Source organism: Paenibacillus oryzisoli (assembly GCF_001653565.1).
Taxonomy (GTDB): Bacteria; Bacillota; Bacilli; order Paenibacillales; family NBRC-103111; genus Paenibacillus_E; species Paenibacillus_E oryzisoli.
In genome coordinates this window covers 37,918-50,103 of the sequence record NZ_LYPB01000065.1, presented here as the reverse complement: position 1 = coordinate 50,103, position 12,186 = coordinate 37,918, and the positions used below count along the sequence as shown (strand labels likewise).

At 44.7% G+C, this 12,186-nt stretch carries 12 protein-coding genes; 4 read left to right on the top strand and 8 right to left on the bottom strand.

Going from position 1 to position 12,186, the window contains the following annotated elements; all coding sequences use genetic code 11:
- Window positions 1-6: 6 nt before the first annotated feature.
- Window positions 7-663, bottom strand: coding sequence for a succinate dehydrogenase cytochrome b558 subunit (locus tag A8708_RS14215; protein ID WP_157264774.1), 657 nt, complete (start codon window positions 661-663; stop codon window positions 7-9).
- Window positions 664-939: 276 nt separating this feature from the next.
- Here A8708_RS14215 and A8708_RS14210 point away from each other — a divergent pair, with 276 nt between their 5' ends.
- Window positions 940-1,836: a LysR family transcriptional regulator gene (locus tag A8708_RS14210; protein ID WP_068664444.1), complete on the top strand. Its 897-nt coding sequence runs from the start codon at window positions 940-942 to the stop codon at window positions 1,834-1,836.
- A gap of 13 nt (window positions 1,837-1,849) precedes the next feature.
- Here A8708_RS14210 and A8708_RS14205 read toward each other — a convergent pair whose 3' ends face one another.
- From A8708_RS14205 to A8708_RS14195, 3 genes are read right to left on the bottom strand one after another with little or no spacing between them, the layout of a single operon-like run.
- Entirely contained in the window at window positions 1,850-2,611 is a 762-nt protein-coding gene (locus A8708_RS14205) for a response regulator transcription factor (RefSeq protein WP_068664442.1), read from the bottom strand.
- Window positions 2,612-2,667: 56 nt separating this feature from the next.
- The gene (locus A8708_RS14200) at window positions 2,668-3,330 is read right to left on the bottom strand and encodes a potassium channel family protein (RefSeq protein WP_068664440.1); all 663 of its coding nucleotides are present in this window, start codon (window positions 3,328-3,330) and stop codon (window positions 2,668-2,670) included.
- 12 nt (window positions 3,331-3,342) lie between these two features.
- The gene (locus tag A8708_RS14195; RefSeq protein WP_068664438.1) at window positions 3,343-4,695 is read right to left on the bottom strand and encodes a TrkH family potassium uptake protein; all 1,353 of its coding nucleotides are present in this window, start codon (window positions 4,693-4,695) and stop codon (window positions 3,343-3,345) included.
- 209 nt (window positions 4,696-4,904) lie between these two features.
- On the opposite strand from A8708_RS14195, the gene A8708_RS14190 reads away from it, so the two are divergent.
- A complete protein-coding gene (locus tag A8708_RS14190; protein ID WP_068664436.1) occupies window positions 4,905-6,545 on the top strand; it encodes a CPBP family intramembrane glutamic endopeptidase in 1,641 nt (546 codons plus the stop codon).
- Here the strand turns inward: A8708_RS14190 and uvrC are convergent.
- From uvrC to A8708_RS14175, 3 genes are all read right to left on the bottom strand, one after another.
- Complete coding sequence (gene uvrC / locus A8708_RS14185) at window positions 6,505-8,403, bottom strand: excinuclease ABC subunit UvrC (protein ID WP_068664434.1); 1,899 nt, start codon at window positions 8,401-8,403, stop codon at window positions 6,505-6,507. The two genes, A8708_RS14190 and uvrC, sit on opposite strands and share 41 nt — an antisense overlap.
- A gap of 115 nt (window positions 8,404-8,518) precedes the next feature.
- Window positions 8,519-8,833, bottom strand: coding sequence for a thioredoxin (gene trxA, locus A8708_RS14180; protein WP_057313094.1), 315 nt, complete (start codon window positions 8,831-8,833; stop codon window positions 8,519-8,521).
- A gap of 158 nt (window positions 8,834-8,991) precedes the next feature.
- Window positions 8,992-9,375: a MerR family transcriptional regulator gene (locus A8708_RS14175; protein WP_056613610.1), complete on the bottom strand. Its 384-nt coding sequence runs from the start codon at window positions 9,373-9,375 to the stop codon at window positions 8,992-8,994.
- A 212-nt stretch (window positions 9,376-9,587) separates the two neighbouring features.
- Between A8708_RS14175 and A8708_RS34850 the strand changes: the two genes are divergently transcribed.
- Window positions 9,588-9,728, top strand: a complete 141-nt coding sequence (locus A8708_RS34850; RefSeq protein WP_082595384.1) for a YqzM family protein — start codon at window positions 9,588-9,590, stop codon at window positions 9,726-9,728.
- 100 nt (window positions 9,729-9,828) lie between these two features.
- Entirely contained in the window at window positions 9,829-10,830 is a 1,002-nt protein-coding gene (locus tag A8708_RS14170; RefSeq protein WP_068664432.1) for a globin-coupled sensor protein, read from the top strand.
- A gap of 353 nt (window positions 10,831-11,183) precedes the next feature.
- On the opposite strand, the gene dnaI is transcribed toward A8708_RS14170, so the two are convergent.
- A complete protein-coding gene (gene dnaI / locus A8708_RS14165; RefSeq protein WP_068664568.1) occupies window positions 11,184-12,137 on the bottom strand; it encodes a primosomal protein DnaI in 954 nt (317 codons plus the stop codon).
- Between the last annotated feature and the right edge of the window lie 49 nt (window positions 12,138-12,186).

Here is a 12,186-nt window from a genome sequence, read left to right as displayed (position 1 = left end):
CCTCCCTTATTTCCCCGTATGCGCTTCTACTGGAACTGAAAATTCGGTACCTGTAAACGCAGTTAATGACATAATAAACATCACTGTCATTAGAACGAACAAGCCCATTGTAATAATAGTCGAAAAGCGTTGCGCACGCGGCCCAATTGTAATACCCCAGCTTACTAAGAATGACCACAAGCCATTGCAGAAATGGAACGTTGCCGAAACAATACCTACCAGATACAGAATAAAAATAACAGGATTCGTCGCAATATCATGCATCGTATTGCCAAGAGCTTCATGCGCTACATTGCCTAGGGCAACTTGAACGCGAGTCTCGAATAAATGCCAGGCGATGAACAGAAATGTAAGTACCCCTGTCACACGTTGCAACATAAACATCGTGTTACGGAAATATCCGTAACTGGATACGTTATTACGTGACTGGTACGCTACATAAAGTCCATAAACGGCATGGTAAAGAAGCGGAAGCCAGATTCCCACGATTTCCAATAACAGTCTTAGCGGCAAATCGTTCAACCAATTAATTTGATCCAGGAAGGCTTCAGGTCCTTTGGTAGCTTCATAGTTAGTGAGCAAATGCTCAATAAGGAAGAAGCCCACCGGAATGACACCTAGTAACGAGTGGATCTTTCGAAAGTAATACGAATTACTCATAATGTAACCAATTCCCCCCTCAACAAAATTCAATCCCTGCTACAATCAGACAAGTTTTGACAAAACAAGCCACATACCATTGTACTCTCGCCGCAAACGAGCGTCAACCCATAATCATCCACGCCTATTGTGCCAATTCAGTCAATGATTATACACAAAGGTCCACGAAATATAGCTAATTTGTGACATGTACATCGTACCTCTTTCATGCTTATAATGGAAGTGCCGATTTTTTATATCTACTTATAACTATTTCACATATAGAAGGCAGGTATACTTATGGAGTTATTAGATGTCTTCGCCATCGTAGTCGAACAAGTAAGCCTGAATAAAGCGTCACAATTGTTAAACATTTCACAGCCTGCCCTATCGCGCAAAATTATGAAGCTGGAAGATGAGCTTGGCGTGGAGCTTTTTATCCGGAAGGGGAAAAGACTGGAGTTAACGAAAGCGGGGCAGATTTGTTATGACCATGCGTTAGAGAAGCGCCATCTAGAGCGGAAGTTCAAGCAAGCACTTCATAGTTACAAAGCCGCGGGCAGCTTGTCTTCACTTACTATAGGTGCTTCTCTGACAACACTCCAATCTACACTCCCTGATCTCATCACTGATTATTTGCAAGACTATCCACTTACAGATATCAAGCTTCTTACCGGCAAGACGCATGAGATTGTATCCTTGGTCAAAGACAACAAAGTGGATATCGGCATCGTTGCCTCACAAATCAATGCAACAAGTCTCCACTGTGAGCCTTTGTTCGACGACCATCTCAGCCTGGTGCTCCCGGCTGGACATCCCTTGATCGATCGAACAGAGATTACGATGCAGGATTTGAATGAGTTGCCCATGATCCTCTTCTCCAAAGGTACTTGGTATCGTATTCTGATGGACGAGCTGTTCAACAGGTTCACGATATTCCCCAATGTTCAGATGGAGATCGATTCCTTCGAAGCGATCATACGACTCGTCTCAACATGTAAGACGGCAACTTTATTGCCTAAATCCTATTTACGCCAAGATTTAATTCAGAATAATGAACTAATTCTAAGAGAACTCCAAGAATTGGAACAAACCAAACGAACAACCTCGCTCATCTACTCCGATCATTCGGCAGATAATGCGGAGTCTATGAAATTCGTCTCTCAGGCCATTGCCTATTTTGCCAAGAACCGCTAACCCGCCCACACACTTACATGGGCACAAATTTATAGCCAACACCCCAAACGGTCCGAATCCATTTCGGTTCTTTGGGGTTGTCTTCGATCTTCTTACGAAGGTTAGCGATATGTACATCAATTGCCCTATCGGTGACGAATGAGTCAAATCCGCGCACAGTTTGCAACAAGTCTTCCCGACTGTACACACGGCCTGGGTTGTTAACAAAGCATTTCATAATCTCGAATTCGGAATAGGTTGTCTCAACGGTCTCACCATGCACACTCATGGAACGAGTGTTCGTATTAAGTGTTATCTTGTCCTGCTTATCCATCACAGCCGCAAAAGCAGTTGATTTAGCGGGTTTTACTTCTTCCTTTTCCTCGTCCTGTTGACTCGGCTGCGTTATAGGCAACTGATTCATAGATGGAAATCTCTGCGCGCGACGAATAAGTGCATGGGCTCTTGCAATCAATTCATGCATGCTGAATGGCTTGCACATGAAATCATCTGCGCCCGCCCCTAGGGCGTTAACCCGCTCAACGATTTTGTTTTTCATCGAAACAATCATGATCGGTACACTGGAGGTCTCACGAACTTGACGACAAATCGCTAGCCCGTCCATGTCGGGCAGCACCCAATCGAGCAGAATCAGATCAGGTTGAAATTGCGGTATTGCTGCAATCCCGCTAGTCCCATTCTCCTCTCGGATGACCTGGAAACCCTCTTCCTTCAAATACATCGTGACCATGTCACCAATCATCGCATCATCTTCGATCATGAGTACCTTATACATGCGTTGTCCACCTTCATAAGAAATTCCCTTGCTGCAGGACATGGTATGTGTGCGGATCAGCCGATAACTTGACTTTCAAAATCGTTAATTTGGTTGTTCGTTCCAATGATAACCATAATGTCATTTTCATTCACAACATCACCTGCTTGCGGCGCAATGATAACTCCTGACTGCTTATTGATGGCCACGACACTGCAGCCAAACTTCGCTCGCGGATCCAACTGTTGAATAGTAAACCCACACAACCGCTTCGGCACTGAAAGTTCAACGATCGTGTAGTCTTTGGAAATTTCAATATAATCTAACAAATTAGGGGTGACCAATTGATGCGCTACCCGAATGCCCATGTCCCGCTCCGGATAAACAACGCGATCTACGCCTAATTTCGTCAATACTTTTCCATGAAGCTCGGATAATGCTTTAGCAACAACTTGGGTTACGCCCAAATCTTTCATCACGATGGCTGTCAAAATACTGGATTGAATATCATTACCAATGGCGATGACGGCACAATCAAAATTACGAATACCTAACGATTTCAGTACATCTTCATCCGTTGCGTCCGCGACAACTGAATGTGTTAGTTCATCACTCATGTCATTCACGACTTCTTCGTCCAAATCAATCCCCAAAACTTCATGACCAAGTTTCATAAGTTCCCTTGAAAGGCTTGACCCGAATCTTCCCAAACCTACCACAACGTATTGCTTCTTCTTCATCTTGTTCTACACCTATCCAATCGTAATTTTCCCCTCAGGGTATCTAAATAATTCTTTTTCTTGCTTAGGCTGCAGGGCATAGGCTAGTGTAATTGTACCAAGTCGTCCAGCAAACATCGTGATACAAATAAGCACTTTCCCAAACGTTGTTAATTCTGGTGTCAATCCCATCGAAAGGCCTACTGTTCCAAATGCGGATGTGACTTCAAACAAAATTTTGATAAAAGATGAATCTTGCGTTGTGGATAAAATCATTGTAACGATAATGACTAAGAATAAAGCCATCATGGATAACGTAATTGCTTTGAGAATACGATCCTTCGCTAAGCGATAGCGATAAATGACGATATCTTCTTTTCCACGAACCATGGTGATGATTGCGCTAATCAGAATGGTAAATGTTGTTGTCTTGATCCCACCACCAGTTGAACCTGGAGAAGCTCCGATAAACATAAGAATGATTATCAGAAATTGGGAAGCTTGACGAAGCGCACCAATGTCCACGGTATTGGCTCCTGCCGTTCGAGCTGTTACAGATTGAAAAAAGGATCCTAATACTTTTGCGCCAATATCTAATGAACCTAAGGTTCTGATATTTGTAAATTCGAATATAAAAATACCAACTGCACCTACTAACAAGAGTAAACCACTCATGCTCAGAACGACCTTTGAATGCAAAGAAAGCTTTCTCTTATTACGAAATTCCATTAGATCGGAGATGACAATAAATCCAATTCCTCCAAGAATAATCAGCATCATTGCAACAAAATTAACAACAAAATCACCGACATATCCGGTTAGCGAAACAAAAGGTGCATCCACGGTACCGAACAAATCAAAGCCCGCATTGTTGAACATGGAGACAGCATGCCAGATGCCGCAATAGAGACCTCTAGTAAAGCCAAAATCGAAAGAAAACCGAATTGTAAAGATAACAGCAGCAACAGCTTCAATGGACAAAGAATAGATAATAACTTTACGGATCAAACGGACAATGCCTTCCATACTGCCTTGGTTGAAAGCTTCTTGTAAGACTAGCCTTTCTTTTAAAGTGATTTTTTTACGAAAAGCAAAAGCAACTAATGTCGCCATTGTCATAAATCCTAGCCCGCCAACTTGAATCAAAGATACAATAACGATCTGCCCAAACATCGTATAAGCACTTCCGGTATCCACAACAACAAGCCCTGTAACACAAGTCGCAGAGACTGCCGTAAAAAAGGCATCAATAAAAGGTATTGAATGTCCTGTCGCCGATGAGAGTGGCAACGTTAATAGTCCCGCTCCTATGAAAATGATCACAGCGAAACCCAAAACTAGTATCTGAGGAGGTGTTAGCTGCCAAATATTCAGTTTTTTATTCATCGTGCCTCCTGGAATTGTAAGAAAATAAGCTAACTACCATTTGGCCATACGGATAGAGTTCCCCGTACATTTGTATAAATCCCACCAAGTAGTAATTCAAAGGTATTATATAATTGTTTCTGAATGTTTACCAGTAAATTGGCTTTCTTTTTAAACTATGATAACGTAAAGAAATGATTATGAATCGCGAATTCAGAAGGGAATTAACTATGCATAGGCTGAAATTTAATCGTCTCCTGCTCCTCCTAGCTTGTATTGGATTGTTCCTATATCTAGGCGTTTCGATGTTGTACGGACTGCGCGATGAGGAACCTGCGGCAGCAGACATGCCCTCGATCACCAAGCAGCAGGCAGCCGATAGTGCGGCAACTTTCATTCGTCAGCGTTATGAGCTGCACAATCCACAAACCTATGTCGTCTATCAGTCCAAAAAGGAACGAAGCGGCTACTTTCAAAAAGAACACTTATTAGAAGCTTATACGAAACAATATGGCGAACGTTTCCCCCTTGATTATTATCAAGTTAGTGTCAAAGACGCCACTTCCAAACGTCAATTTGAAGTCGATGTCAATTACACGAATGCAACCATCATCGGCTGGCATGAGAACCTTGCCATGACATCAACGAAGCCATCTTCGCCAATGAGCAAAACCAAAGCAGACACATTAGCCAAATTGGAGCTTCGTCAGATGGGCTTTGATCCGGAGGACTTCAGCCAACTCGACCAGATACAGAATGATTCTCAAGCAGCGCCAATGACGCTTCAATTCGAGAAACGAACGCAACCCATCGGTGAAGCGAAACTGAATGTTCGCGTCAATTTCGATCAAACGAATCTAACCGGTTTCAACGTGAGCTTCGGGCTGCCTGACTCTCACTTAGCATGGCTTAACCAACAAGATGATTCCGCTTCACGCATGACCTGGATTTCCATGGGATTCACTCTCTTGATGACGCTTGCTGCGATCGTCTTTGCCATTATATATAGGAAACTAATTAAATTCAGCAGAGGCTTGCTATTAACTACCCTTTTCTTCCTCATTTATATCATGAACAATGTAAATATGTATCCAGCGTTCCGCGTTATGGGCGGGGATACGAACAGCGAAGAGGCCGTATGGTTCACCATTATATTTATGAGTGCTGTCACTGTCTTACTTGGGATATCGCTCTATCTTTCATTGGTGGCAGGCATTGGGCTTTGGAACTCCATCGGCCAGAATAAATGGACGGCTTGGAAAGAAGACAAGTTCGGTCAAGACGTGTATGAAGGCATGGGGCGAGGCTACTTGCTCGCACTCTTCATCCTTGGCATTCAGCAGGTATTATTCTATACAGGCGAAGTGAAATTCGATGTCTGGTCGGTCAATGACCCTTCCGATTCTGTTCTCAATATGCTCGAGCCTCGATTATTCCCGCTTATGGCGTGGGTTGCGGCGATTTCGGAGGAGGCTACCTTCCGATTCTTGGGCATCATACTTTTCAAAAAATTGTTCCGCAACAATTTCATTGCCATCTTACTCCCGAGTGTGATCTGGGCAGCTAGTCATACGCAATATCCGATTTATCCCGTGTACACACGATTGATCGAGGTTACCATCATCGGTATCATTCTCGGATATGTATTCCTGAAATACGGGCTCATCACAGCGATTTTCGCCCATGCGTGTATGGATAGTATTCTAATGGGATTGTCCCTCTTCTCCTTAGGCCATGTCAGCGATATACTCGCTGGTATTCTGTACCTTCTACTTCCTGGATTGGCTGGACTTGGGATCGCTTGGCTGCATGGAAAAAGGCGAAAGCCCCCTATTCCTGGGGAGCCGCCGCCTCGCCTTGAAGTGCTTTGATAATTTCACTCGCTAATTTCTCACCAATACCTAGAGGCTTGAAGTCCGTGACTTCGGCCTCTTTGATTTTGCGCACGGAGCCAAAATGCTTCAGCAGCGCTTTGCGGCGCTTCTCCCCGATGCCTGGAATGGCATCGAGTTGGGAGACAACCATCGACTTAGCCCGCGTTTCCCGGTGAAACGTGATGGCGAAGCGATGGACTTCGTCTTGGATCCGCTGCAGCAAATAAAACTCCTGACTGTCCCGCGGCAGCGGAACAATTTCGGCAGGATCACCGATCATCAGCTGGGCTGTCTTATGCTTGGCATCCTTCACGAGTCCGCAAATCGGAATATATAAGCCAAGTTCATTCTCCAGAACGTCAATCGCCGCGGAAATTTGCCCTTTCCCCCCATCGACAACAATCAAATCAGGCATGGTGAGACCATCCTTCAGAACTCGCTCATAGCGACGTCTGACGACTTCCCGCATCGTTTCATAATCATCCGGTCCAACGACCGTCTTCACTTTATATTTGCGGTATTCCTTGCGATCCGGTTTCCCATCCACGAAGACAACCATAGCCGATACCGGATTCGTCCCTTGGATGTTGGAGTTATCGAATGCCTCAATACGGCGAATCGTGCCAATGCCAAGCCACTCACCTAGGTTCTCGACAGCCTTCGTTGTACGACGCTCGTCGCGTTCGACCAACTTGAACTTCTCATCCAGAGCATTCACCGCGTTGTCTCTAGCCATATCGACCATTTGCTTCTTCAGCCCGCGCTGCGGCATGTGCACCTTCACCTTGAGCCAACCTTCCAAGGCTTCGCGGATCTCTTTCTCATCACCCTCGGTACGTCTCACACCATCTGCGAGCGCTTCTTGCTGAACTTCCTGCTCCGGCATCGTAGGCAAGAAAATCTCCTTCGGCAATGCCGGATTATCGCTGTACACCTGCGTGACATACGTCATGAAATCGTTGTACTCATCGCCGTAGTAAGGGAAAAGCGACACGTGCCGCTCGATGAGCTTGCCTTGGCGCATGTACTGGATATGTACGGCCATCCAGCCCTTGTCGACGGCATAGCCGAAGACATCGCGGTCCAGCGCGTCGGCCGTCGTGATCTTCTGCTTCTCCATGAGCGCATCGATGCTCATGATATGATCGCGCAGCTCCTTCGCGCGCTCGAAGTTCAGTTCTTCCGCTGCCGCAAGCATCTTGGTCGTCAGCTCTTCTTTAATGACGTCGTGTCCTCCGCTGAGGAAACGACTGATCTCTTGCACCATCCGCTCGTTCGTTTCCGCGGATACTTCCAGTGCGCAGGGCGCAAGACATTGCCCCATATGATAGTATAGGCATACTTTATCGGGCATGGTCTTGCACTTGCGCAGCGGATACAACCGGTCCAGCAGCTTCTTCGTCTGCTGCGCCGCGAAAGCATTCGGATAAGGGCCGAAATACTTCCCCTTATCCTTGTACACCCGCCGCGTGACTTCTAGACGCGGCTGCTCTTCATGTGTAATTTTGATATAGGGAAATGTCTTATCATCCTTGAGAAGCACGTTATACCGAGGATGATGCTGCTTAATCAAATTACACTCGAGGATGAGCGCCTCCATATTGGAGGAGGTAATAATATATTCAAAGTCGCGAATTTCGCTGACCAGCTTCTGCGTCTTAGCGCTGTGACTCCCCGTGAAATAGGAGCGCACGCGATTCTTCAATACTTTGGCTTTACCTACATAAATAATGGTACCTTGGTGGTTCTTCATAATATAACAACCCGGCTTGTCAGGAAGTAGGGATAGCTTGTGCCTAATCGTTTCCAGGCTCTGTTCGCGAACGTTGGCGTCTTCTTGCTCCAAATCAGTCATAACTCCAATCTCCTTTCAGAAAAAATCAGCACATGAGAAAAAGCTCTTTCTCAGCATAGCAGAAAAAGAGCTCTTTCTCACGAACAATTGTTTCTAGTTTGTTAACGAGTACTTCTTATTGATGACGGGAAACAACGTTTTTCAACGCGTCCTTGGATTGGAAACCAACCACTTTATCAACCGGTTGACCATCTTTGAAAACGATCAACGTAGGGATACTCATAACGCCAAAGCGAGCAGCGGATTCTGGGTTGTCATCCACGTTTACTTTTGCGATTTTCAAAGATTCAACTTCTTTATCTAGCTCTTCCAATACAGGAGCGATCATTTTGCAAGGTCCGCACCAAGGTGCCCAGAAGTCCACAAGTACTGTACCTTCTCCTTCAACTTCTGTTTTAAAACTGTTGTCAGAAACATTCACGATTGCCATGATAGTTCCTCCTTCTAAGAATGAATTTGATTTATAAGGTGAAAAGTAAGATTAAGTTGTCACTTAACTTGCTTCGCATCACGTCAACATACAAAGTATACCACACTCATAGGCCTTTTCAACCAAGCCATAAGTTAGCAAACAGGGTATCCTTTGGTCTATATGGAGGGTAATCCAACAGGCAGCCCCTGGCGTCTCTGTTCCTCAATATAGGAAATACGATCCTTGAGATTCGCCTGGAGAAGTTGCAGCATCTCCATCTGTTTCTCAATTTCTTGCAGCTTCTCGGTATACAGCGGCAGCAAATCATCACACTGTGATTCTTGATTCTTCATCACACAGTTCAGGAAGCTTTCGATCTGCTCGGTCGTAAAGCCGAGGCTTAAGTAGAACTGGATGGTCTTCACGCGTTCAACAACCATCTGATTGTAAACCCGATAGCCATTCTCTTCGCGTTGTGTAGCGATCAGCCCTTTGGCTTCGTAGTAGCGCAAGGACCGAATACTTGCTCCGGTAAGCTTGGATAACTCACTAATCCGCATGGACTTCACTTCTTTCTGATTCCCACATACTTGGAGGGGATGTCTTTATTGTAAACCATAACACTAATGTCAGAGTCAAGAAGTATTTTACCCATTCCGCTCTTAATTAGTATTGTTTGCATAATTGTCACTAGGATTAGCTTTACAACTTTCGACGAATTTGGGTATACTAGGCTTACAAATACGAATGTCGGACGTTAGGGGGTAACCACATGAGCAATCAACACCCTGAGCATCACGTGTACGAAGAACCGCGTAATGATTTCATGGATGTAGGCATAGGTTTCGGCGTATTCTTTGGCGCATTGTTCGTCATTGCAGTCATTGCTACCGTCATCCAAGTGATGAAATAAGTAATAGTCATTACAGTTAAGCCGCTTTGCACCTCGTTGTGAAGCGGCTTTTTTCCTGCAATTTTCTAAGTATATATATGTCTAAAGGGGAATCTTATCCATGATTAACGTACAGCCAGAACGTCAGAAACTCATTACCTATATCGGCTTAACGAATGAGGATTTACAACTGTTGAAAAGTAAAGAAGCCTCCTTCAAACTCATCGTAGATCAACTAGTTGAAGATTTGTACGCAGACATCATTACTTGGCCTGAGCTCAAGGCACTGATTGAGAAACACAGCACACTCGAACGGCTGAAAGAAACGCAGCGTTGGTACTTCATGTCCATGACCTCTGGCGTAATTGACGAAGAGTTTATCTCCAAACGTCTCTATATCGGCAATGTTCATTCCCGTATCGGTCTTACAACATCTTGGTATCTCGGCACTTACCTCAAATATACAGACTTAGCCACAGCTCATTTCAAACACATCCTGCCAGATGATTGGGCACAAGTCATTTATTCGCTAAGTAAGTTGTTCAATTTGGACTCACAGCTTGTCCTTGAAGCTTATGAGCATGACGAGAAGCAGAAGATACAAATACTCGCTGACGAGCAACGTCACATGCTGACTACGATCTCCAGCGCCGTTCAAGAACTTGCCTCTATGATGGTTGAACTTGGGGGCAGCTCTCAAACCGTTGCGGACACCGCGATTCAAACGGCAGAATCACAAGATCTCTCCAATTCCCGAATCGATGAATTGAACAATGAGATTAAAGATATTTCCAAAATGGGCTCCGTCATGAAAGAAATCTCCGAACAGACTCACCTTCTGGGATTGAATGCAGCCATTGAGGCTGCTCATTCCGGTGAATATGGACGAGGATTTGAGGTCGTTGCGAACGAAGTGCGCAAGCTAGCTTCCAATTCAAGACAAGCCCTTGATCAAATTCAAGATAAGCTCAAACTCATCACACAAAAGCTGGAATTAGTAAGAAAAGGCTCTGAGGAAACGACTCACTATGCTCGGACACAAGCTGCAAGCGCGCAAGAACTGACCTCGTTCGTACAAATGATCGAGAAAGTTACCGCAGAGCTTGAAAAATTAAAAAAATAAATACGAAAACATTTAAATAATGGATTGAAAAGGAGTTAAGCGGCTTGTAGCTGCTTACTCCTTTGTTTTAATCCGAAATAACCCAACTATTCTCACCGTCCGCATAAACAATCTTCAATTAATCCGAATTCCCTCAACTAAATCTCCCCAAACGACCACCACCCTCGAAAAGCAGGAATTTAGTTCGGCTGAGTCAGACTATTCACACTTTTTCGCATGAAATCCCCGATTTAGTTCGGAAATTTCAAACTAAAGCCACTACAGGCGACTCCTACCTTATACCTCGCCAAAAAGAGAAAAGACCATCTCAAGAAGTCTACGTAGACCTTTGAGACAGCCTCTTTTTTTATGCATTATTGTCCACGTTTGTTCGTACCCGTTACCTCAACCACATCAACGAATGGTCGTATCCGGTCCATAATTCGTTGTCCCTTATACTCCTCATCACCATCTTTGTTCGTGAAGCTGAAATGCTTCTCCAAACCCGATAACGCATAATTGGACGTAAAGAACGTTGGTTTCCGATTCATTCGATGATTCACAATAGCACCGATCACATGATCTCTCAGCCAAGGGTTTAAGTTCTCTGCCCCGATATCGTCGAATACGAGCAAATCCGTTTCCTTGAGCAGGTCAATCGTCTCCTTGAGCTTATAGGGCTCTTGGAACATCCCCTTCAAATCCTCGGCAAAATCAGGCATGTAGACGATAGCCCCCGTCATCCCGACTTTCGCCAACTGATGAAGCATATAGCCCATCAAGAACGTTTTCCCCGTACCGAACGATCCAGATAAGTATAAGCCTCGCGTCTGAAGACCTTCTTCGATGGTTAAGTTCACATAGTCGTTGATTTGCATAACGGCTTTCGCACGATCCAGATCCGTCTCCAAAATATCTCCAAAAGAGAAGCTTCGCGAGATCATCCGCGGGTCCACATGAAACGTTCGAATCCGGCTGGAGATAGCGTCCTGCTGCCCTTTGGCAATAAACTTCTTGCATGCCACTTTCTCTTCATGGATAAAAGCCGCATGGCCTTCCACCGATTGCGCCGAAATGATCGTATAGTGGCCCGTCATATCGTTCGGACATTTGTCCAAGCCAGGACAATTGGAGCAATTTTTATATTCGGAAACATGCTGATACAGCTTATTCATATTTATTTTAATCGCATAGTCATCCACAAAAGGGTACTTCTGACGAAATTTAGCAATCAATGGATCGGCAAGAACGCTTTGGATTTTCTGTTCAGCCTTTCTTCTCCATTCGGTATCCGGCATTGATTTGAGTATATGTGATAAGGAATCCATCATATTCGGCACCTCCTAACAGTTCCATCATGCCATCCGAAGATCAGCC

Coding starts and splice junctions, on each gene's coding strand:
- A8708_RS14205 (WP_068664442.1), bottom strand. CDS start 2,611: ATGTATAAGGTACTCATGATCGAAGATGATGCGATGATTGGTGACATG.
- A8708_RS14175 (WP_056613610.1), bottom strand. CDS start 9,375: ATGCGGATTAGTGAGTTATCCAAGCTTACCGGAGCAAGTATTCGGTCC.
- dnaI (WP_068664568.1), bottom strand. CDS start 12,137: ATGGATTCCTTATCACATATACTCAAATCAATGCCGGATACCGAATGG.
- uvrC (WP_068664434.1), bottom strand. CDS start 8,403: ATGACTGATTTGGAGCAAGAAGACGCCAACGTTCGCGAACAGAGCCTG.
- trxA (WP_057313094.1), bottom strand. CDS start 8,833: ATGGCAATCGTGAATGTTTCTGACAACAGTTTTAAAACAGAAGTTGAA.
- A8708_RS14195 (WP_068664438.1), bottom strand. CDS start 4,695: ATGAATAAAAAACTGAATATTTGGCAGCTAACACCTCCTCAGATACTA.
- A8708_RS34850 (WP_082595384.1), top strand. CDS start 9,588: ATGAGCAATCAACACCCTGAGCATCACGTGTACGAAGAACCGCGTAAT.
- A8708_RS14170 (WP_068664432.1), top strand. CDS start 9,829: ATGATTAACGTACAGCCAGAACGTCAGAAACTCATTACCTATATCGGC.
- A8708_RS14210 (WP_068664444.1), top strand. CDS start 940: ATGGAGTTATTAGATGTCTTCGCCATCGTAGTCGAACAAGTAAGCCTG.
- A8708_RS14190 (WP_068664436.1), top strand. CDS start 4,905: ATGCATAGGCTGAAATTTAATCGTCTCCTGCTCCTCCTAGCTTGTATT.
- A8708_RS14200 (WP_068664440.1), bottom strand. CDS start 3,330: ATGAAGAAGAAGCAATACGTTGTGGTAGGTTTGGGAAGATTCGGGTCA.